Here is a 21,237-nt window from a genome sequence, read left to right as displayed (position 1 = left end):
CTTTATCATATTAAGATGAAACAGGACTTTAGCCCATTCCGCGGCACTGTGTTTGAAAAGGAATACACCCTCAGTATTGGATGGAAAATATTTTTATACATCTTTATTGCGACGATGATTATCGGAGGGGCTTATCTGACTTATACTTCTATCGCCGATAAAAGTTGGTGGCTGCCGTCAATCGGTATTGCGCTGATAGCGCTGGGTATTTATTGTTATCTCGAATTAAAAGCAAGTAAGATAATTATATCCAATAACGGTATAAAAAGAGTAGGATATTTTAGCAGCCGGGAACTGTTGACGAATGATATTAAAGGTTACGATACCGCCCAGGGTAAAAGGATAACGATACGGCCTGTCGATAAATCAAATAAAGCAATAGTTTTAAGCGATTACAGCTACTTTTCTGACCATCGCGGGATATTGGAATGGATATTGGCAAATTGTAAGGATCTTGATGCCGAACAGGAACGGATAGGAATTGAGGAGATCCAAAACGACGATAGTTACGGCTACACCGGAGAAGAGCGGTTGGCCGAGTTAAAACGGTTAAAGCGATTTTGCTCGTACTTTAATTATGCCGGAGCAGCTGTGTGCTTTTGGGTGTTTATGTATCCCCGGCCTTATGATTTTGCTGTTTTAACAGGCATTGTATGGCCTTTAGTAGTGATGTTTGTGTTTTATTCAAAGAGAGATGTGGTTACGCTTAACAGTGCCGATAGGAAGAAACAGGCTGTATATCCATCACTGAACACTGCATTTATACTGCCGCCGTTTGCGCTTCTGGTAAGAACTTTTGTTGATTTTAAATTAATGCATTTAACAGATGCACTTTTGCCTGCAGCCGTAATTATGGTTGTTTTAGGCGCAGCTTTTATTGGGATAATAATGAGCGCGAAGGAAAAAGCACGTAACAACAGAACTACCTGGTTCAGCGCTGTGATGTTTGTTCTGTTATATGGTTTTACAGCACCTATCCTGATCAATTGTAATTTTGATTACGCCGAACCAAAAGTGTACACAGCACGGGTGCTTAACCAAAGGGTATTGACGGGGAAACATACTTCATATGAATTAACACTAAGCAAATGGGGGCCGAAAGAAAGCGAAGAAACCGAAGTATCCAAATCGCTTTATTACCAGGTCAAAGTTGGGGATACTGTATACATAAATCTAAAACCCGGACTTTTTAAAATGCCATGGTTTTATGTCAGTAAATAAGTTGGTAAATTAAGGGCTCAAATCCGGTCAAACTCAATGAAAATACTGGCGATATCAGCAGGCATATTAATAGCAATATTATCTGTGCTTGGAATGCTGAATTGTAAAGCACAGTTGCAGATACAAAATGAAGGAAGCATTGTAAAAATGAAAATAATTGAGCTTCCGGGCGTGTGTAGTGGAACTAAAGCTAAGTACTTTATGAAAGTATTTTATGAGGGGGCGACATACTCAAAGCAGATAGGCGCAAATTTTTGTGAGACGCACCGGGTAGGGAAAAATATAGAGATGAAGTATTTAAAAGGGAAAGATCAGATTCTTTTTCCTGAAGAAGATGTAATAGGTAATTTAATTGCCGCCACCGCAATATGCCTTTTGGGTATATTTATTATAATATACGCACTGAAAACACTGCAATAAGCTCTACTTGCCCGCGGTTTATATAAAACAAAAAGCCGGGGCTTTTTAAAAATGCCCCGGCTTTGATATATGATGGATGATTGAGTTTAAGCTTCGGTTTTGGGTTGTTCAAAGTCGAAGTGTTGTTTAGCTTTTTCGTTCTTTTCCCAGAAGTCCCGGTCGGTTTGTTTGGCCGGTTTGATGGCTATCCAGGTGCCAAGCAGCATCAATGCAATTGGCCAGGTTATACGGTCGGCGTTATAAACGTTATCATTTACCAGGAATATGATGCCTAACAGTATCATAAAGATCCATGATGGTTTTTTAAAGTCATGTTTGGCACCCATGTAAGCGCCCCAGGCTATGAACCACATTGGCCAGCTAAAAAGCCAGTCGGGAAGTAGGAAGGCATTAAGCTGATCTATCAGAAATAAACCACCGGCTGCCAGTAAAATTATTCCTAACATGATTTTGCCATTTCTTTTGTTTTCGGTGTTTATTATATCGTTGTTCATCGCTTTAAGTTTTAATGTTACCCAAAACTACTGCAACAGGGCAGGCGGGTCAATCAATTGTTGGCGATGTAAGGGGAGATGTCGGTAAAGTAGGGGATAAGGGCGGTGAAAAGAAGCGGAGCGGCAAGAGCCAGGAAGTCAAGAGTCAAGAAGCAAGATCAAAGAAGCAAGAAAAGAAAGAGTAGGTTCTTATTCAAAAATCAAATTGTCATACGACAGAGCACCGGAAGGAATGAGCGCCCGAGCGAAAGAGAAATCTTATGCGCCATATATCTCACAGCAAGGTGTATAAGATTTCTCCTCACACCACCCCATGCCCCCACCGGTTCTGTCGAAATGACAATTTTTGATCAAAAAGAACCCTCTCCTTTGGAGAGGGCAGGGTGAGGTCTTATTCCGGTTCTTGCTGGCTCAGGCAGTGGAAACTGCCGAGGCCCCAGATAATGTCGGTACTGTCAATGCCCACAACCTTGCGGTCGGGAAAGCATTTGGTTAATATATCAAGCGCTTTATCGTCGTTCTTTGAACGGTAAGTAGGCACAATAACGGCCGAGTTGGCAATGTAAAAATTAGCATAAGATGCCGGTAAACGGGTATCTTCATAAACAACCGCATCAGGCATGGGCAATTCAACAATGTTTAGCTGTTTGCCGTTAAGCAGGCGCATGGTTTTCAGCGTTTCGAGGTTTTCCTGTAGCAGGTGATAGTTTTCATCGTTCTTATCTTCCTCCACAACGGTAACTACGGTATCTTCGTTTACAAAGCGGGTGATATCGTCGATATGTCCGTCGGTATCATCTCCTACAATGCCATCACCCAGCCAAAGGATCTGTTCTGCGCCATAATAACTTTGCAGGTAGCTCTCAATTTGTTGCTGGTTAAGCTGCGGGTTCCGGTTTTTGTTAAGCAGGCAAGCAGTGGTAGTTAAAATAGTGCCTTTACCGTTAAAGTCGACCGAGCCACCTTCCATTACTATGCCGGGATTAAATACCGGCAAACCAAAGTGGTTACCTATTTTGGTAGGGATCACGTCATCCAGGTCGAATGGAGGGTATTTGCCGCCCCATGCGTTATAACCCCAGTCTACGATAGCTTTTTGACTTGTAGTTGGGTTGATCAAAAACGCCGGACCGTGGTCGCGGCACCAGGCATCATTGGTCGGGAATTCAAAGATCTCGATCTTATTCAAATCCACACCGGCATTCTGCAGTTGAAAAATTACAGATGCTTTCATATCCTCATTTACTACGTTGATACGTACCAGTTCGCCTTCGGTAACTACCTTAATGAACTCAATGTAAGGTGCGTAAATGGTATCGATCTTGCCCGGCCATGAAGCTTCCTTATGTGGCCAGCTTAACCAAGTGGCGGTATGTTTAGCCCACTCGGCGGGAAAAGAAAAGCCTTGCGAGGCGGGGGTAAGTATAATTTTGTCCATAGTCGATAGTCGATGGTCCATGGTAGAAGGTTTTATAGTGTATTTCTCAAAGCTGTTATCATTTTACATAATGCCTGGTATTCATTATATAATTTATGAAAATCATCTTCCTTAATAATTTTTCGTTTTTTGGCAATAAACAGACATGCTACAACTTCAATGGCTGATCTTAATGCGTAACTTAAAAAAGTTTTGAAAACTGCATTGGTTTGTCCCGTGCAACCTTCGGCGATATTAAGTACTACAGAATCAGCAGCCCTTTTTATTTGGGACGTTAAAATAAATAACTCTTCCTTCGGAAAACTGTTTTTTGTAAGTGAATTAATCTCATCAGTTAGCTCCAGAGCTTTTTGCCAGACCTGGAGGTTTTCAAATTTAAAGCCATACTTTTTACAATGGTCTATGGACTATCGACCATGGACTAATCCTCATCTAACAGTCTCTTTGTTATCGGCTGATAAGAATCTATGCGGCGATCCCTCAAAAACGGCCAGTGGCTGCGGTAGTAATCCGATTTATCCAGATCAAGTTCCTGTACTATAACTTCTTCCAGATCATGTGATGTTTGATGTATAATAGCACCAAATGGGTTAGCAAAGAACGAACCGCCCCAGAATTTTACACCGGCTTCCTCGCCAACACGGTTCACACTTACTACGTGTATGCCATTAGCTACCGCATGCGAACGTTGAATGGTTTGCCATGCGTTGTATTGCTCAACGTTGGTAGCTTCGTCTTGAGTGGTAGCCCAGCCAATTGCGGTTGGGTAAAATAATATATCGGCACCCATTAAAGCGGTGATACGCGCTGCTTCAGGGTACCATTGGTCCCAGCAGATCAATACACCTATACGGGCAAATTTGGTGTTGAATACTTTGTAACCCAAATCGCCAGGCGTGAAGTAAAATTTTTCGTAAAAGCCCGGATCATCAGGAATATGCATTTTGCGGTATTTTCCTAAATAGCTTCCGTCGGCATCAAGCACGGCAGTGGTGTTGTGGTAAACACCCTGAGCACGTTTTTCAAATAACGAAGCAATGATCACCACATTCAGCTCGGCAGCAACTTTTGAAAGCTCATCGGTTGATGGGCCGGGAATGGCTTCGGCCAGCTTAAAATTGTCGTAATTTTCTTCATCGCAAAAGTAAAGCGAGGTAAAAAGTTCCTGTAAACAAACTATTTGCGCGCCTTTAGCAGCCGCTTCCCTTACTTTAACAATTGCTTTCTGCAGGTTCTGCTCTTTATCAGCAGTACAGCTCATTTGTACTAAACCAACTTTTACTTTACTCATCTCCAAAAAATTTGCGCAAAAATAACACTTTGTTGTCAGGATTTTACCGATTTGATGTTATGATTACACAGCGTTGAATATTTGATTACAATAGCCATGGTTTAATTATTTGAGCTATGAATTATCCTGGTAAGAATAGCCCGTAATAATTAACTGATTTACTGGTTTTAATGTTTGTGAAAACAAAATGAAGAAAAATTGTTAATTGACTATCCCGTACATCCAAATAAAAAAATAACATAGCTTTGCAGCCGAATGACACAAACAGAAGACATCATTGACGAAGGTGCCGAACACAAAACCTGGAAAGGTAAGCTTTGGGGCGTTATAAAAGTAATCCTTATCATAGCAGTAACCGGGGGTTGCTTTACTATGTATTCAGTAAGGTTCCGTTTGCGAAAATTAAATATCGCTTAATCCATGCCGACCGCGCCTGGTTAGCTGCCGCTATTGCCTGTTATATCGGGTCGATGCTTTTTTCGTCATGGCGGTTGTTAAGCTACTTTAAATCCATCGGTTTGCGGTTAGACTGGCGCTTCAACCTGCGTTTATATTTTCTTGGCTTGTGCTATAACGTGTTATTACCCGGCGGTATCGGCGGCGATGGTTACAAAATTTACCTGCTGCATAAACGCTATCATTTGCCTACCAAAAAAGTATTCTGGGCTATCTTGTTTGACAGACTTAGCGGTTTTTGGGCCATAGGGGCCATTGTAGTTGGTTTGGTAATTTTAATACCAAGTTTTCCTTATCATCTGGCCTGGCCGCTTGGTATAGTATCGGTTGGTTCTGTGATCTATTACGCTGTAGCCCGCAAGTTTTTTAAAGAATACACTCACAACTTTATACAGGCCCACTTAAAAGCAATAGGTGTACAAAGTATGCAATTGCTTGCCATTGTTTGCTTACTGCTTGCGCAGGATTTTAACGGCAAATTTGCCCCTTACCTGTTGTCATTTCTTTTCTCATCGCTGGCGGCAATTATACCTTTTAGTTTGGGCGGCGGCGGTATCCGCGACGCGCTGTTTCTTACCCTTGCCCGTCAATTTAACTTAGCCGAAGATATGGCGGTTTACCTGAGCTTTGGATTTTATCTAATCTCAATTATTGTAGCTTTATTAGGTGTATATTATGTATTAGCTCCTAAGCGGCTTGAGGCCAGTCTTAAAAAAGGCGAAGAACCAAAATTGCAAAATCACCCGATAGAAGAATAATATTCTGCCTCTGTTTTAATTTCAGAATAATAAACTGAAACTTGTTTTCATGGCAACCATCTGCTAAACTTGGCGTTGTATTATAAATCGCAAGTTATCAATGAGCCATTTTAATGATTTTAATAATCCGCAGGTTGCGGCATTGCCCGGTCATTTAAAACAATTTATTGTCGACCAGCACTACGAGCATTATACGCCTATCGATCATGCGGTGTGGCGCTATGTCATGCGCCAAAATTATAGTTATCTAAAGGATGTTGCTTACTACCCGTACATTCCCGGCTTGCAAAAAGCAGGTTTAACTATTGAACATATTCCCGATTTACAGGAGATGAATGACGCCCTCGGCAAAATTGGCTGGGGTGCTGTTACGGTCGACGGCTTTATCCCGCCGGCAGCCTTTATGGAGTACCAGGCTTACCGGGTGCTGGTTATAGCTGCGGACATTCGCCAGTTAAAACATATTGAATACACCCCGGCGCCCGATATTATCCACGAGTCGGCAGGGCATGCGCCCATTATTGCCGATAAGGATTACCATGAATACCTGAGCTATTTTGGATCGATAGGGGCCAAGGCCATGTTTTCGGCACAGGATTTTGAGCTTTATGAGGCTATCCGGGCTTTATCGATATTAAAAGAAATGCCCGATGCCGATGAACAGGAAATCCTTAAAGCCGAAGAGCTGGTAACTTATTGCCAGGAGAATATGGGTGAACCTTCGGAAATGGCGTTGCTAAGCCGCTTACACTGGTGGACGGTAGAGTACGGCTTAATAGGCACTCTTGAACAGCCAAAAATCTATGGTGCAGGCCTGCTTTCATCTATCGGTGAAAGTTCAACCTGTATGAATAAAGATGTACAAAAGCTATGGTATACTATTGACGCTGTTAAATATCCTTATGATATCACCAAGCCACAGCCCCAGCTTTTTGTAACCCCCGATTTTCAAAACCTGATCAGCGTGCTGGAAGAGTTTGCCAATACGATGGCTTTCAGAAAAGGTGGTGCTTACGGATTAAACAAGGCTGTTGAAAGCAAAAATACCTGTACGGCTGTTTACAGTTCGGGCTTGCAGGTTTCGGGTAACATTACCGATTTTAAGACAGATGCAGCCGGCAAACCTTATTTTATAAAAACCACCGGCCCCACCGCGCTGGCTCTGAACAATAAACAGTTAAGAGGCCATGGTAAAGATTATCATAAAGATGGTTTCAGCTCGCCGGTTGGCAAATTGAAAGGCTATCACGATACATCTTTGGAGGATTTTTCGGAGTATGATCTGAAAGCGGCGGGTATAATAAAAGGGCTGGGAACCGAACTGCATTTTGAAAGCGGGATCACCGTAAAAGGCATTGTTAAAAATATCCTTTCAGAGGCTGGCAAAATCTGCCTGGTCACTTTTGATAACGTAACCGTTACTGATGATAATGGAACGGTGTTGTTTGATCCGGCCTGGGGCGTTTATGACATGGCTGTTGGCGAAGAGATCATTTCGGTATTTTGCGGAGCGGCTGACAGGGAGGCTTATGAAACCATTGTTTATAAATCCAAAACAGAAACATACCACGCCCGGCATGATCATAAAACCAAAGAACTGCACAGGCTTTACCAGCAGGTACGCAATTGCCGCACAAATCATGGCGATTATGGCTTTTTAGGCAATGTATGGCAGCAACTGCAAAAAGACCATCATGATGACTGGCTTTGTGCCCTGGAGATACTGGAAATACTTGACCATGAAGGCGTAGACCCGGTGTTAGCAGCCGAAATCAAGCATTTTCTTGAAGAAAAGGGCCGTAGCGAGCCTGAATATGGTAAGCTCATCAGCGACGGCTTTTACCTGATTAAACACCCGGTTGAGCAAAAATTGGTAGTTTAGCGTTGATTTATCATCTTAGAGGATAAATCACGCGTCATTGTGAGGAACGAGGCAAGTACGCGTGGGAAACGAAATTAATAACAAATAATCATTCCCCCTTTAGGGGGTTAGGGAGCATATGAACATCATAATAACCGGCGCCAGCAGCGGCGTGGGCTTTGAAGCCGTAATTGAACTGATACTTTCGGGCAGCCATAAGGTGATAGCGCTGGCCCGTTCACAGGATAAACTGGAACGTTTGCTGGAGATAGCACATGGTTTAAACCCCGATTGCCAATTGTTTGCCTTGAAATTTGATATAGTGCATGATGATTATGAAGGTTTGCAGCAGTTTATCGCTTCGCATTTTGATAACCGGGTTGATATTTTGATTAATAATGCAGGTGTGCTTATCAATAAAGCGTTTACCGAATTACGCGAGTCGGATTTTGTAGAGATGCTGCAAAGCAATTTTATTGGTCATGTACGTGCTATCCAGGCATTGCTTCCTTTAATGCCTGCGGGCTCGCACATTGTTAATATTGGCAGCATGGGAGGATTTCAGGGGAGCGCTAAATTTCCGGGCCTCGCGGCTTACTCAGCAAGTAAATCAGCATTGCACACGCTAACCGAATGTTTAGCACAGGAGTTAACCGAACAAGGGATCAAAATAAATTGCCTGGCTTTAGGATCGGCGCAAACCGAGATGCTGGAACAGGCTTTTCCGGGTTATCAATCGCCCGTAATGGCGTTTGAAATGGGTAAATATATAGCTGATTTTGCTTTAACCGGGAGTAAATTTTTTAACGGGAAAATAATACCCGTAGCAGCAAGTACTCCCTGAAATATTAGATAATATTGCAAACATTTTTTATAACTTAGTTATTATAAATATGTTTATGCCTGCTGCGTATGGACACAAGGTTTACGTCACTCTTTACTCATTCAAAAGATATTTTTTTTGTCATGGATATGAATGGCGTGATCATGCATACCAATCATGCTTTTCGTAATATCCTTAACTACAGCGATGATGAATTAACAGGCATCAATATCGAGGCCCTGTGCCATCCGGCAGATAAAGAACGCCAGGCAGAATCACAGGGCAGCCTTCTGCTTAATAAAAAATTAGTTGGTTACCAAAGCCGTATTAAAGCAAAAGACGGATGTTACTTTAGTATTATCTGGTCGGTAATATTGAATGAGGATGATAACCTGATTTATTCAAGCGGTAATACACTTGCCGGTATGATTGCCCAATCGGCAGATGATATTGTTCAGCATACCATTCAAAGCCTTAATGAAGGTTTTATTGTACTTGATGCCAGCTGGAATATAATTTCCTTTAACCCGGCCTTCCAGTCCATGACTAACCTTAGCTTAACCGAACTTGATCAGGCCAATTTTATGGAGATTAAAAGTCTTGGTTTAACTGAAAGGGTAGAGAACGAGTTTCAACTTTCATTAACCTGCAAAAAATCAACACAGGTACAATATTTAAATGCAAATTCAAACAGCTGGCTTCGCATCAATATATACCCATATCAGGAACATCTGGCTGTTTTTGTACGTGATATAACGGAAATAAAAATGCAGGAATGGGTATTAGAGCTTGAAAAAAGGGTGCTGGAGTTAAATGCTGCATCGCAATACACACTGGCACAATCTGCAGGCGAACTGCTTATGGGAATTGAAAGGATTTTCCCGGATATGATCTGTTCTGTTTTGGAAGTTGATGATGCACAGGAAAAATTGCATACGCTTGCCGGTCCGCGTCTGCCGCAGGCTTATAGCGATCAGTTAGAAGGCTTATTAGTAGGGCCAAATGTAGGGTCATGCGGTACGTCGGCATTTCACCGCAAGCAGGTTATTGTAAGTGATATCGAAAATGATCCCCTGTGGGGCGATTATGTGGGGCTTGTTAAACCCTACGGCCTTAAGGCTTGCTGGTCATCGCCGGTAATGAGTTCAAAAAATACCAAAGTTTTGGCTGTGTTTGGCATTTATTACCATACAGTACGTGAGCCAAATGATGATGAGTTGAGTATTATTGAGCGCACTGTAAATATTCTGAGAGTGCTGATAGAAAGCAAAAAGACCGAAGATAATATACGAGAACAAAATCATAGGCTGCAAACCATAGCTAATATCAGCTCGCATGAGTTGCGCAAACCGGTTGCAACTATCTTAGGTTTAGTTAATTTGTTTGATAATGAAGATCTTCAAAACCCGCTCAATAAAGAGATTATCGGGCATATTGATACAACATCGCAGCAACTTGACGGGGTTATTCATTCCATTGTGGAAAGAACGGCATATATCAGGGCTTCCGAGGCTGATATGTAAGTGGTGCTTTTAATCGGTAGTTATATTTTTTATACCTTAAAGTAAATAATAATGTAAAAACGGCCGATCTTTATCCCATGATCGTATCCTGGGGTAAAACGCAGATATAAGTAATCAGCAAATGAGTGGATATAAGCCTGTGCAGAATGAAATATTTGATTTGCATTAGTTTCTTCTTATTTGTGTGTGCAGCTTCTTTTGCGCAGGTTACCACATTCACCATTGACAGTAGTAAGTTAAACAGATCGTTAATGATTGTTTTGGATTCCGTTTATCAATCAGACCAATCTGTTAGAATAAAATATCTGTGGGCAAAAAGAGATAATGCACAAATCAATGTTGCCGATAGCCTGCAAGAAGTTATGCATAAAACCGACAGTCAAAATTTGATCAGGGTGAATGCTATACTAACAAAGTATGGTTGGCTGGGGCCGCAAAAAGTAGGTATTACGGGAAGTCAGGTACTGTTCCTGGTAATCCAACATGCCGATTTGCAAACGCAGCAAAACTATTTACAAATGATCAGAGCTGCGGAAAAAAATGGCGAAATACTTTCAAGCAACCTTGCTATCCTTGAAGACAGGATCAATATGCGGACCGGCAAGAAACAAGTTTACGGTAGCCAAGGATTTACAGATAAACAAACAGGCAAGATATATATATCCTATTGCTGATGTTGATCATTTGGACGAGCGACGTAAAGCAATGGGGATGCCACCAATGAAAGATTATGTTAAAAATTGGGACGCCGGGAAATATAAGAAGCAACTGCCCGAGATAGAGAAATTAGCCAGGGAGCAGGTTGTTAAATGACAATACCGGCATGGATGGAAATTACATTATAATTAAAATAAGGTTTCCTCTAAAAATGATGCAAGGCCCTTAGTAATAAAGCAAGGGCTTTGTTTATATGCTATTTATTCGTTTGTTTCTTAGCTATCGGATATCCTCTGGAAATCCAATTAGTTTGTAAATTTGTAGGAAGATCGAGCACTTTAATCTGAGTGAAGCCATTTTTCGACAATTCTTGATAGGCAGGCTGAATGTTGGGGCATTTGGTAAAAGGACAGCACCCGCAGTAAATAACTACAGGCTTATGCTTAGGTAAGTTTGTTAATAGTTGCCGCAGTTTTGTCATGTTCCGTTCATCGCTCACTGCACCTATATGTAAGGCTCCAGGCAAATCTTCAACTGCTCCAATGTTCAGGATTGCTATCTCTTCCTTTCCCGACTGTATAAAACCAGCCAAAACAGAAGGTTCAAGTAATTCACTCTTTTTCCAGGGATATCCGATTTCGGGCATCTTTAAGGGTTGATTTGATATTTGCGCTTTGGTTTGGAAAGATATTGATATAAGGAAAAATAAACTTATAAGTGAGATGGAGAAAATGTGTTTCATTTTAATTATCTGATATTTGCTGTCAAAGTTCAGAATTATTTATGAAAGAAAATAGGCAAGGGCATTGGGAGCATGTCTACGCAACAAAATCATCTAATGAGGTAAGTTGGACACAAACCGTCCCACAAACATCATTAAATTTCATTCATAGTTTCAACCTTCCTAAAGATGCCAAAATCATCGATATTGGAGGAGGCGACAGCAACCTGGTTGACCATCTTTTGAATGAAGGGTATCGTAATATTTCGGTGCTTGATATCTCCGAAGCCGCACTAAACCGCGCAAAGATGAGACTTGGACCGAAGGCCAATTTGGTAACATGGATTGTTTCAGAAATCACCGAATTTAAGCCGTCAGAAATTTATGATGTTTGGCATGATCGCGCCACTTTCCATTTTTTAACCACGCAGCAACAAATTGCGTCATACATTTCCATTGCGCGCAACGCAGTTAAACGTAACCTTATTGTAGGTACATTTTCAGAGAATGGCCCTGAAAAATGTAGCGGCCTTTCGGTAAACCGATATTCTAAGTTGCAACTGGAGCAGGTCATGTCTAACGGTTTTCAAAAACTAAAATGTATCAACGAAGATCATATTACACCATTTAATACGGTGCAAAACTTTATATTTTGCAGTTTCGAACGATGTTACACATGAAAAAAGCTCTTTTTCTAACGCTATGTATATTATAAAATAAGTTTCCTCTGTGTGTTCGCAGAACAAACCTGGATGCTGTCTATATAGTTGGGCAACTTAGGTTATAGACTATTATTTCTAAAATGTGTAAGTTAATATTATATCCTGATTAAACAAATGTTTTCCTAATTGCGATTATCATTGGTTTTCGTCGTAAATCCGAACGTAATTTGCAAATTCCGTATTTTGTAAGGCTACTTCAATTACAGTCTTAGCTAAGTCAAAATCTATTACTAAACAGCAAACTTCCATTGTTCCGCCACCAGTACTTCCGCCGTCACAATGTCCAAGACCTGTCCATCCTAAAACCTCGTCCATTTTGTTTTGAAGTCTTGTTCTTTTTTCAATGTCTTCTGGAGTCCCTATACCTTCAATTATATATTCGATTAAAAGTGTGTAGTGATCATCTATGTCAACGTGTCTATAACCTTCGTCTATTTTTTTGTTTATGATCGTTTGGATTTTTTTCGAAAGCTTGATAGCAAGCTTGAATGTATTTCTTCATTTTGCCCTACTTCGCCGACAATTCCCCAGTGAATTAATCCTGTTTTATCATCTTTATCCCAGGTTTCCCAATAGTTTATCACCGCGGCATCTTTTTTATATAACTTTAACATGTATCAAGCGTTAAGTATTTAATTACTATTTGTTGTCATTCGTTTTTAGACGATATCTGCGCCCGCATACCCTCGGGATTAAGCCTCTGCGTTTGATCGATACCTTTAATTGAGGGTCTATGCTTACGTGGTTTGTAATTCAAGCGAAGATGATTGCACTTTAATATATGTTTTTCTTAATCAGTCGGTGACTTCTGAATTCAATAACGTTTTTCGCAAAACAATCTACAATAGCATATATTGTGGCGGTTGTATAGTTTCGGGCTTTTGAGTCAACGGGGTGATAGCTTCCTCCAATAACTTCAAAAATTAATGGGATGTCTTCTCCTCTTATACCTTCAAGGTAACTTATAAAAAAACGTAATGCATGTTCACCCGCCTCTTTGGCTCCCCATTCATCAGGTAATTGGTCACTGTTTAGATTCCAAATCATCTTGGTATCGTACTCCAATGATTTGTAGATTTTGATTTCAATATGTCCATAATTTTCGTTTCGCCTTACGTACAGCCCTTTTCCTTCAACAGGGCTTAAATCCCAATCTGATAAGTGCTTATTTATATGGAAGAGTCTATGGGCTTTCATCATTACTCCATATAGTCGAATTTCTTTCATGGTTCAAGATAGCTAAGTAAATCTAATCATAATCAGCAAGACTAAGTGTTTGAAAGAATTCCATTGACGTATTTGACGACAAAGAACATCAAAGTAATAACAAAAATAAGTTTCCTATACGTTCTTATAAGAACAAGCCATGACGTTGTCCTGTCGTATAGGAAACTTGGGATTATTCATCCTTTGGAGATACCAAACCAACCGCGTTCACAGGTTTTACCCGCCAATGCCCTGTAGCCTTAGGCACCTCGCCCTTTTCTTTTCAGCCTTTAACGCCCACTTTTAAAAATTCGTTAACCACTATTTCGGATACGTAACGTTTAATGCCATCCTTATCGGTATAGTTGCGGTTGGTCAGTTTGCCTTCAATGGCCAACTCATCGCCTTTTTTAAGCAGGTCTTCGGCAAGTTTGGCTTGTGTGCCCCAGAAAATCAGGTTATGCCATTGGGTATCGGTTATTTTTTCGCCTTTATCATTTTTATAGCTTTCGTTGGTGGCGATGGAAAGGCGTACCATTTTTTTATTGCTGTCGAATACTTTTACTTCCGGGTCCATACCTAAGTTGCCTACCAGGCGCACACTGTTTCTTAATGAGTTCATCGTTTTAATATTTACTGTTTAATGTTTGTTTGAATTAACGATACAAAGGTGGGGAGGGCAAGAAAATTTAACCGGATATTAACCGTTTATAGTCGATAGTATCCGTTTGTAAGCGTTTGCAAACGGATAAATTAATCGCTATCTTTATGTCATGAACCAGGAAAGAGTATGCTTAGATTGTGGTACACCACTACAAGGCCGTGCCGACAAAAAGTTTTGTAATGATCTGTGCCGCAATAATTATAACAATCAGCTTAACAGTAACAGCTATAACCTGGTGCGTAATATCAATAATATCCTGCGCCGTAACCGCCGTGTGCTGGAAGAGTTGAACCCAACCGGCAAAACCAAAACAACCCGTAAAAAACTCACCGCAAAAGGTTTTGATTTCGACCATATTACCAGCCTCTATCAAACTAAAACCGGGTCGACCTATTTTTTTAATTATGAGTACGGCTACCTGTTATTAGATAATGATGAAGTATTGCTGGTGAAACGGGAAGGGGAGCAATAACAGTGGGCAGTTTTCAGTGAGTGGCAGTAACAGTTTGCAGTGAGCAGCAGTTCGCTGTAAGATTTGCCGGTTTATTTGCTTTGAGCTTTAGGCGTTCTGCATTCAGCTTTAAAATCTGATTCTCTATAGATTTAATAGCATTTAACAGTTTAATATTTTGATAATTAATACTTAACTGTTGTTTCATTCGGCGCTTTATGTTTTCAATAAATTTAAGTACGTTTGGGGAAATGTAAATTTTTAATTTTTGACTGATCTTACTAATTTAAAATGAAATTATTTATTAAAAAACCGATTGCTCAACTAATGGCTGCTTCGGCAGAGACGGAGAAGTCGCTCAAGAGAACCTTAGGCGTTGGCTCACTTATAGCACTCGGTATCGGCGCAATTATAGGTGCCGGTATTTTCGTTCGTACGGCAGCCGCGGCAGGTGAACATGCCGGCCCTGCGGTTACCATCTCTTTCCTTATAGCAGCCGCCGGTTGCGCCCTGGCCGGATTGTGCTACGCAGAATTTGCCAGTATGATCCCCATCGCAGGATCTGCTTATACCTACTCTTACGCTACCATGGGCGAGTTTATTGCCTGGATCATTGGCTGGGATTTAGTGCTTGAATACGCGCTTGGTGCCGCTACAGTTGCAATTGGCTGGTCGCAGTATTTTAATGAATTTTTAACCACTTTCTTTAACGTGCATATACCATACGCATGGTCGCACTCGTTTATGGAAGTGTCAAATACCACTGCAGGTATGTACGCCGCCGAGATGGGTACAAGAGGTATCGTTAACCTGCCGGCTATTCTGATCCTGTTCCTGTTAACGCTGTTATTGATTCGTGGTACTGCAGAATCGGCAGTTGTGAATAATATCATCGTAATTGTAAAAGTTGCCATTGTGTTGATGATCATTGGTTTAGGCTGGCACTTTATTAACCCGGCTTTCCATACCCCATATACCATCCCTGCCGATGCAGGAAAAATTAAAGTGAGTGCCGGTGTAGTTGACTATGCCGATACCTTTAATCACGGATGGCTTGGCGTATTACGCGGTGCAAGCGTTGTGTTTTTCGCCTTTATCGGTTTTGATGCTGTTTCAACTGCTGCTCAGGAAGCTAAGAACCCGCAGAGAGACATGCCAAAAGGTATTTTGATATCATTGGTGTTTTGTACAGTACTTTATATCTTATTCTCGCATGTGTTGACTGGTTTAGTGTCATACAAAGATTTCCTTATCCAGGGTAAAGAAGCTTCAGTAAGCTATGCTATCAAAACCGCTATGCCTGGTTACGGTTGGTTGGCGTCATTTGTTACTGTATCTATACTTGCGGGCTTCTCGTCTGTGATCCTGGTAATGCTTATGGGCCAAACACGTGTATTTTATACCATGAGTACAGACGGTTTAATTCCTAAAGTATTCTCAAAACTACATCCTAAATTCCGTACCCCTTATAAATCGCAATGGTTATTCTTTGTGTTCGTATCATTATTTGCCGGTTTTATTCCCGATAAATATGTAGGCGACATGGTAAGTATCGGAACGCTTTTCGCTTTTGTGCTCGTATGTATAGGTATCCTTATCTTAAGGAGAACCGATCCCGACATTGTACGCCCGTTCAAAACTCCGGCTTATATGATAGTTTGCCCGCTTGGTGCCCTCATATGCCTGTGTATGATTGCGAGTGAAGGCTGGGAAAACTGGGCAAGGCTTATCGTTTGGTTATTGATCGGTTTTGCCGTTTACTTTGGTTACAGTATCAAACGTTCGCATGTACGCCATGGTAAAGTTGAAGGTGCCAATAACCCTATCAACCCTAAATTTGTTGAGTAATCATAACAATGTTATCATAAACAAAAAAGGTTCTGAATTTTCAGAACCTTTTTTGTTACATTCTCTTTTTATACCAGTAAACCAATAAAACCGCTTCATGAAGGGCGATAAAAACCTGTGGGTATTAGTATTTGTATGTATCATCAACTCGTTAGGGTTCGGCATTATTGTACCGATACTTTACTCATACGGTAAAACCTTTGGCGTTACCGGCGAAACATTAGGCATCCTCACCGCTTCCTTTTCAGTAGCTCAGTTTTTTGCCACACCGGTTCTGGGTTCCCTGTCTGATAAATGGGGGAGGAAGCCTTTGCTAGTGATCAGCCTGGCAGGTACCTGTATTTCCTTTATCCTTTTTGCCGAAGCGAGGAGCATGATCATGCTTTTTGCAGCCCGCATCCTTGATGGGCTTACCGGCGGTAATGTATCCGTGGCGCAGGCCATGGTATCGGATACGGCTAAACCCGATAACCGTGCCAAAAGGTTCGGCATTTTGAGCTCGGCCTTTGGCTTTGGCTTTGTGATTGGGCCGGCTGTGGGCGGCTTCCTTAACAGGTACGGTATGCAGGTACCTTTCTTTTTGCGGCGGGCATTTCACTTATAGGCACACTTTGCAGCCTGTTCTTTTTAAAGGAAACCAACCCGCCCGATAAAACGAAAAAGAATTCAGAAAAAACTAAATTTTCGTTTACCTCGCTGATAACTACCCTTAAACGACCGGTTATCGGCACAGCTGTGTTTACCGGTTTTATGCTTACCATGGCGCAGTTTACCATGATCATAGCATTTCAAACTTTTACTGTTGATGTACTGAAGATCAACCCCACGCAGATCGGTATTCTGTACGCAGGTTTCGGCGTGAGTGGTATTATCATGCAGCTTTGTGTGCCGCTGTTCACCAAATGGTTTTCATCTAAATCAATGATCCTGTTGCTCTCTACTTTTCTTTGCCTTGCGGCGATGTTTGTAACCGGGCTCACCAATCATTTTATTCCTTTTGTTATAGGTATTTGTATTTATGGCTTGTTTAACGGTCTGCGTAATCCTATGCTCAACGCGATAATTGCCGATCATATTGATCATCAAGAGCAAGGCAAAATATTGGGCATCAATCAGTCATATGCTTCCATTGGTCAAACCCTTGGTCCGGTTACGGCCGGCTTTGCAGCTTTGCTATCGGTACATGCTATTTTCTTCTTATCTTCATGCTATATTTTAGCTGCGTTGCTGCTAAGCATCCGGTTAAAGAAAAAAGAATAAATTTAAGAGACCATGCCGCACCCATTTATTTTTAAGGAGATCATTTCGGTTACGATGATCCTTTTTGCTATTATTGATATTTTGGGTGGTATACCGGTAATTATCCAGCTCAGGCAACGTGTCGGTCATATCGAGTCGGAAAAGGCCAGTATAGCCGTGCTGGTGCTTATGGTAACCTTTCTTTTTATAGGGGATGAACTGTTAGCTGTAATAGGTCTGGATATTTCTTCATTTGCGATAGCGGGCTCACTGGTGATTTTCATTATAGCCATGGAGATGATCTTAGGTGTCGATTTTTTTAAAGAGGAATTACCACAGGCTGCATCCATTGTACCGCTTGCTTTCCCGCTTATTGCAGGCGCCGGTACCATGACCACGTTGCTCTCCCTTAAATCGCAATATCAAACGCAGAATATCCTTGTAGGTATTGTACTGAATACCCTTGTGGTTTATTTAGTACTTAAAAACGTAAAATGGCTTGAAAGGCTGCTTGGTCCGATTGGGTTAAGCGTGCTGCGTAAGGCCTTTGGGATAATTCTTTTGGCGATAGCTATTAAGCTGTTTAGGAGTAATACGCATTTGTAATCCCCTGATTTGTTTGAATATTTTAACCTGAACCAATGGACGAAGAACTAAAAAGGAAAGCCTACCTGCAAGCTTCAAGATTAAAAAACGAGGGCCTTGACAATGAGGTAATTTATGCCGGCTCGAAAAACAGGCTATCCCTGCTGATTTGATAGAACAAGTACTAAAAATTTAACTGCTCAAAAGATAGTTGACGTTAATAACGCGCAAAAACCATTCTTTAATTTAGCGCTATTAAAAATAGGAGTCGGTGTTCTTTTAGCTATTGTTTCAATGGTGGTTGTACCCGGTCAAATTATTTTGCCTATTGGTTTAATTGCAGGGGGATTATTACAGCTGTGATAAAAAGACCAATGTGAAATTCTCTGAGATGAGTTTGCAGAGGCACAAGTCAGCCTCCACGATATCCCCCTATTCAAGACTTGCGTCAAAGGGTACTATAGTATTCAATACTAACGCTGTCGCTCGGCTCCAGCCGAGTGACGATTATCCCCAGGCCTCTGGCCTGCGCGCTTAAAAAGGCTTAGCAATTCGACGGCGAGACGCCGCTTAATAGTGGTCACTCGGCTGGAGCCGAGCGACGGCAGCAATTATATATTTTATTAAACAATAGGAGAAGGGCTTAATCTCGCCACAAACATGGTATCTGCTTTACGCTCATAGCCTTTTAATACCGCTTTCTCTTCCAGTTTTAAACCAAGCTCGTTTACTAAATAATCAACTACATCTTCATTCTCACCTTTAAAGGCAGAACAGGTAATGTAGATGAGCGGCTTACCGGGCTTGAGGTATTTTACTACGTTTTGGGCAATACTCTTCTGAAGCTTTTGGAAAAACTCGATCTTGTGCATATCAAACTGGGCTATCATTTCGGGTGTACGTCCCCAGGTGCCCGAGCCACTGCAGGGGGCATCCAGGATGATCCCGTCGAAAGCGTAGTCATGCATCACTGAATCAATGTTTTGGGTAAGATCAAGTGCTTTTTTCTGGTATTTGGTTAATCCGGCCAATTGAAAGCGCTCATCAAGGTTGGCCAGGATAGATTCGCGGATATCGGATACAACCAGTTTAATATTAGGCTCATCCTCATGCAGTAATAGTGATTTACCGCCCGATGCCGCGCAGGCATCCCACCAGCTATCCCAGCGCTGAGGCTTAAAATAATTCCCTGTTTGCTGCGATGAATAATCCTGCACCTCAAACCAGTGTTGTTTAGGAAATATGGTTTCGAGGCGCGTACCGTTTGGCAGCGAATAACAGCCATTACCTTCGTCTTTAAATACAACCTGGGCTTTGGTTAGTTCGGCTTTTACCAAATGATCATAACCGTTGCGCACGCGGATAAACAGATCGGGCTGGCAAAAAAATGATTTCAGAAAAGCTTCTTTATCAATCCCTTCTGAAAGCTGGCTGCTCCATGGGAAAACATCTGCCAGTTTAAAATCAGGGTAGGCGGTTTTTACAAGGGCCAGTTTATCATCGTCACTAAAACCAACACATACAGCCCACTCTGGTTTGAAGTGTTGCAGGTAAGAGTTGGTTTGGGTATTGCATAAAAATTCGGCAACCAGCAGCCGCTCATCTTCAGAAACATCAGGCAATGCCCTGCCCAGGCGAAAGTAATTGTATACTAACCGGTTGGCAACCCGCCTGTCGGTTGAGCCCATTTGTTTGTTTTGCCGGTAAAAGCCGGGTAAAAATTTACTTAGTGGCGTATCGGCAGGGTATTCACCCAAAATTCGCTGAAACGTTTTAAGCTGATTTATAGCCTTCATTCTACCTGTTTTAGCTCAAAGTTAGTGTACATTAATATATTTACGTGGGTGTTGATCCAGCCCTGCCCCGGCTTTTTGACAAAATGGAAGCCATTATGCAAACCTGTAAAATCCGTTCCTTCTATGGATTGCATGCCTTTATCCGTAAAGAGTAGCTTTCCAAAATACAATCCTTCATCAAAACCCTTAATGGCGTATTCGGTCGGTTCAACGTGATAAGCACGCCTATAGTTACGTAAAAATGTTATTGTAGCCCCCGCTTTGTAATTTATTTTTTCGGTAGAGGTAATATGCGTATTCAAACGTTGTAAAAGTTGCGGTTTCAGGAAACTGAACTTCTCCCAGCTCGGGTGCCCAAACACCATAACCGGATAGTGTTTGTTCAATGTATCTAAAGATCGGAGGGTTACACCTAAAAATGCCTGATCGGTTGCAGGGATCACAAACACATTTTTTTCGGTTTTTGATAGCTGCGGCAGCAGGCTACTCAGTTTGCCCCGTATAACATATACGTTGGTGACCTTTACCTTCTTTTTACTTAAGCTGTCAATAGCCTTTTTAAAGTTAATAGCGTAATCACTTTCCTGGTTAAAGCCCGAACGCAGAATGAAGATTTTTTTAGGTTTAACCGTTCTGTTAATGTATTCGGCAGCGCCCCATGCGTGATATTCAAGCGGAGGAATAGCAGTGATTAAATTTTTGCTTTTAATTGTGCTTGGATTGGCAGGCGATAAAGGAGATAAAATTGGTCCCTTTGAATACGACAATGCGCCGGAGAAGGATTTTACGCCATCCGGGAAAACCGGGCCCACTATCAAATCGCTTGAACGTATAAACGCGTTTAAAGCCAGGTCATGTGCCTGCATGGCTTCGTCTTTCGAGTCAAAGATTTGTAGCCTATAATTATTTCCGTAAGCAGTAAGCGAATCGAGGGCGAGCTTAAATCCCTGGTAATATTCAACAGCGATATTGGCCTGGCTTAATTGTATAGGGCTATATTTTTGAGCCGGATTTAAATGCTCAAGATTCAAAGGCAGGATCATGGCTATAGTAGCCACCTTTT

25 protein-coding genes and 1 pseudogene are annotated in these 21,237 nt (G+C 41.6%); 14 read left to right on the top strand and 12 right to left on the bottom strand.

What is annotated here, in order from left to right; translation table 11 throughout:
• Positions 1-15 precede the first annotated feature (15 nt).
• Both ACRQ5D_RS01575 and ACRQ5D_RS01570 read left to right on the top strand, forming a co-directional pair.
• Positions 16-1,221 (top strand): hypothetical protein, encoded by a 1,206-nt coding sequence (locus ACRQ5D_RS01575; protein ID WP_091166730.1) that lies wholly within the window; start codon positions 16-18, stop codon positions 1,219-1,221.
• A 36-nt stretch (positions 1,222-1,257) separates the two neighbouring features.
• Positions 1,258-1,641: a hypothetical protein gene (locus ACRQ5D_RS01570; protein WP_091166733.1), complete on the top strand. Its 384-nt coding sequence runs from the start codon at positions 1,258-1,260 to the stop codon at positions 1,639-1,641.
• 86 nt (positions 1,642-1,727) lie between these two features.
• Here the strand turns inward: ACRQ5D_RS01570 and ACRQ5D_RS01565 are convergent, their stop codons facing one another.
• A complete protein-coding gene (locus ACRQ5D_RS01565) occupies positions 1,728-2,135 on the bottom strand; it encodes a LiaF transmembrane domain-containing protein (RefSeq protein WP_091166735.1) in 408 nt (135 codons plus the stop codon).
• A 14-nt stretch (positions 2,136-2,149) separates the two neighbouring features.
• Here ACRQ5D_RS01565 and ACRQ5D_RS01560 point away from each other — a divergent pair, with 14 nt between their 5' ends.
• Positions 2,150-2,320, top strand: a complete 171-nt coding sequence (locus ACRQ5D_RS01560) for a hypothetical protein (protein ID WP_176844434.1) — start codon at positions 2,150-2,152, stop codon at positions 2,318-2,320.
• 206 nt (positions 2,321-2,526) lie between these two features.
• Here the strand turns inward: ACRQ5D_RS01560 and ACRQ5D_RS01555 are convergent, their stop codons facing one another.
• The 3 genes from ACRQ5D_RS01555 to ACRQ5D_RS01545 are packed head-to-tail and all read right to left on the bottom strand — an operon-like array spanning position 2,527 to position 4,864.
• The gene (locus tag ACRQ5D_RS01555) at positions 2,527-3,594 is read right to left on the bottom strand and encodes an agmatine deiminase family protein (protein ID WP_091166737.1); all 1,068 of its coding nucleotides are present in this window, start codon (positions 3,592-3,594) and stop codon (positions 2,527-2,529) included.
• A gap of 11 nt (positions 3,595-3,605) precedes the next feature.
• The gene (locus tag ACRQ5D_RS01550) at positions 3,606-3,977 is read right to left on the bottom strand and encodes a four helix bundle protein (protein ID WP_091166965.1); all 372 of its coding nucleotides are present in this window, start codon (positions 3,975-3,977) and stop codon (positions 3,606-3,608) included.
• Between the two features lie 17 nt (positions 3,978-3,994).
• Positions 3,995-4,864: a carbon-nitrogen hydrolase gene (locus tag ACRQ5D_RS01545; RefSeq protein ID WP_091166739.1), complete on the bottom strand. Its 870-nt coding sequence runs from the start codon at positions 4,862-4,864 to the stop codon at positions 3,995-3,997.
• A 317-nt stretch (positions 4,865-5,181) separates the two neighbouring features.
• On the opposite strand from ACRQ5D_RS01545, the gene ACRQ5D_RS01540 reads away from it, so the two are divergent.
• From ACRQ5D_RS01540 to ACRQ5D_RS01515, 6 genes are all read left to right on the top strand, one after another.
• Positions 5,182-6,078, top strand: coding sequence for a lysylphosphatidylglycerol synthase transmembrane domain-containing protein (locus ACRQ5D_RS01540; protein ID WP_432328389.1), 897 nt, complete (start codon positions 5,182-5,184; stop codon positions 6,076-6,078).
• A gap of 100 nt (positions 6,079-6,178) precedes the next feature.
• On the top strand, positions 6,179-7,960 hold the full coding sequence (locus tag ACRQ5D_RS01535; RefSeq protein ID WP_091166742.1) for an aromatic amino acid hydroxylase: 1,782 nt from the start codon (positions 6,179-6,181) through the stop codon (positions 7,958-7,960).
• A 118-nt stretch (positions 7,961-8,078) separates the two neighbouring features.
• Positions 8,079-8,783 (top strand): SDR family NAD(P)-dependent oxidoreductase, encoded by a 705-nt coding sequence (locus ACRQ5D_RS01530; protein WP_091166744.1) that lies wholly within the window; start codon positions 8,079-8,081, stop codon positions 8,781-8,783.
• Positions 8,784-8,851: 68 nt separating this feature from the next.
• Positions 8,852-10,285, top strand: coding sequence for a PAS domain S-box protein (locus ACRQ5D_RS01525; RefSeq protein WP_091166746.1), 1,434 nt, complete (start codon positions 8,852-8,854; stop codon positions 10,283-10,285).
• 146 nt (positions 10,286-10,431) lie between these two features.
• The gene (locus ACRQ5D_RS01520; RefSeq protein ID WP_143020734.1) at positions 10,432-10,959 is read left to right on the top strand and encodes a DUF6624 domain-containing protein; all 528 of its coding nucleotides are present in this window, start codon (positions 10,432-10,434) and stop codon (positions 10,957-10,959) included.
• Positions 10,960-10,969: 10 nt separating this feature from the next.
• Positions 10,970-11,098 carry a hypothetical protein gene (locus tag ACRQ5D_RS01515; RefSeq protein WP_431198994.1) on the top strand — a complete coding sequence of 43 codons (129 nt, stop codon included), beginning with the start codon at positions 10,970-10,972 and terminating at the stop codon, positions 11,096-11,098.
• A gap of 100 nt (positions 11,099-11,198) precedes the next feature.
• Here the strand turns inward: ACRQ5D_RS01515 and ACRQ5D_RS01510 are convergent, their stop codons facing one another.
• A complete protein-coding gene (locus ACRQ5D_RS01510) occupies positions 11,199-11,684 on the bottom strand; it encodes a rhodanese-like domain-containing protein (protein WP_091166751.1) in 486 nt (161 codons plus the stop codon).
• Positions 11,685-11,725: 41 nt separating this feature from the next.
• On the opposite strand from ACRQ5D_RS01510, the gene ACRQ5D_RS01505 reads away from it, so the two are divergent.
• The gene (locus ACRQ5D_RS01505) at positions 11,726-12,343 is read left to right on the top strand and encodes a class I SAM-dependent methyltransferase (protein ID WP_091166753.1); all 618 of its coding nucleotides are present in this window, start codon (positions 11,726-11,728) and stop codon (positions 12,341-12,343) included.
• A gap of 177 nt (positions 12,344-12,520) precedes the next feature.
• Here ACRQ5D_RS01505 and ACRQ5D_RS01500 read toward each other — a convergent pair whose 3' ends face one another.
• The 4 genes from ACRQ5D_RS01500 to ACRQ5D_RS01485 form a co-directional block, all read right to left on the bottom strand.
• Entirely contained in the window at positions 12,521-12,700 is a 180-nt protein-coding gene (locus ACRQ5D_RS01500; RefSeq protein ID WP_431198993.1) for a hypothetical protein, read from the bottom strand.
• A 128-nt stretch (positions 12,701-12,828) separates the two neighbouring features.
• Entirely contained in the window at positions 12,829-12,999 is a 171-nt protein-coding gene (locus ACRQ5D_RS01495; protein WP_431198992.1) for a hypothetical protein, read from the bottom strand.
• A 160-nt stretch (positions 13,000-13,159) separates the two neighbouring features.
• Positions 13,160-13,612: a hypothetical protein gene (locus ACRQ5D_RS01490; RefSeq protein WP_091166757.1), complete on the bottom strand. Its 453-nt coding sequence runs from the start codon at positions 13,610-13,612 to the stop codon at positions 13,160-13,162.
• 262 nt (positions 13,613-13,874) lie between these two features.
• Positions 13,875-14,213, bottom strand: coding sequence for a single-stranded DNA-binding protein (locus ACRQ5D_RS01485; protein ID WP_091166759.1), 339 nt, complete (start codon positions 14,211-14,213; stop codon positions 13,875-13,877).
• Between the two features lie 151 nt (positions 14,214-14,364).
• Here ACRQ5D_RS01485 and ACRQ5D_RS01480 point away from each other — a divergent pair, with 151 nt between their 5' ends.
• The gene (locus tag ACRQ5D_RS01480; protein WP_091166760.1) at positions 14,365-14,727 is read left to right on the top strand and encodes a hypothetical protein; all 363 of its coding nucleotides are present in this window, start codon (positions 14,365-14,367) and stop codon (positions 14,725-14,727) included.
• Positions 14,728-14,740: 13 nt separating this feature from the next.
• Here ACRQ5D_RS01480 and ACRQ5D_RS01475 read toward each other — a convergent pair whose 3' ends face one another.
• Entirely contained in the window at positions 14,741-14,914 is a 174-nt protein-coding gene (locus ACRQ5D_RS01475; RefSeq protein WP_189549455.1) for a hypothetical protein, read from the bottom strand.
• Positions 14,915-14,997: 83 nt separating this feature from the next.
• Between ACRQ5D_RS01475 and ACRQ5D_RS01470 the strand changes: the two genes are divergently transcribed.
• The 3 genes and pseudogenes from ACRQ5D_RS01470 to ACRQ5D_RS01460 all read left to right on the top strand — a co-directional run bounded on the left by ACRQ5D_RS01470 (position 14,998) and on the right by ACRQ5D_RS01460 (position 18,399).
• A complete protein-coding gene (locus ACRQ5D_RS01470; RefSeq protein WP_091166763.1) occupies positions 14,998-16,554 on the top strand; it encodes an amino acid permease in 1,557 nt (518 codons plus the stop codon).
• 115 nt (positions 16,555-16,669) lie between these two features.
• A pseudogene (locus tag ACRQ5D_RS01465) lies at positions 16,670-17,814 on the top strand (MFS transporter); the annotation flags it as partial.
• Positions 17,815-17,826: 12 nt separating this feature from the next.
• The gene (locus tag ACRQ5D_RS01460) at positions 17,827-18,399 is read left to right on the top strand and encodes a MarC family protein (RefSeq protein ID WP_091166768.1); all 573 of its coding nucleotides are present in this window, start codon (positions 17,827-17,829) and stop codon (positions 18,397-18,399) included.
• A 602-nt stretch (positions 18,400-19,001) separates the two neighbouring features.
• Here ACRQ5D_RS01460 and ACRQ5D_RS01455 read toward each other — a convergent pair.
• Together ACRQ5D_RS01455 and ACRQ5D_RS01450 are read right to left on the bottom strand one after the other, a co-directional pair.
• Entirely contained in the window at positions 19,002-20,174 is a 1,173-nt protein-coding gene (locus tag ACRQ5D_RS01455; RefSeq protein ID WP_091166770.1) for an RNA methyltransferase, read from the bottom strand.
• Positions 20,171-21,232: an ABC transporter substrate-binding protein gene (locus tag ACRQ5D_RS01450; RefSeq protein WP_431198990.1), complete on the bottom strand. Its 1,062-nt coding sequence runs from the start codon at positions 21,230-21,232 to the stop codon at positions 20,171-20,173. Before ACRQ5D_RS01450 ends, ACRQ5D_RS01455 begins: the two co-directional genes overlap by 4 nt.
• Between the last annotated feature and the right edge of the window lie 5 nt (positions 21,233-21,237).

The sequence above is a fragment of the Mucilaginibacter sp. P25 genome (genome assembly GCF_050859465.1).
Classification (GTDB): domain Bacteria; phylum Bacteroidota; class Bacteroidia; order Sphingobacteriales; family Sphingobacteriaceae; genus Mucilaginibacter; species Mucilaginibacter gossypii.
Note: the sequence above shows the minus strand (reverse complement) of the source record. Positions and strands in the feature narration are given on the sequence as shown.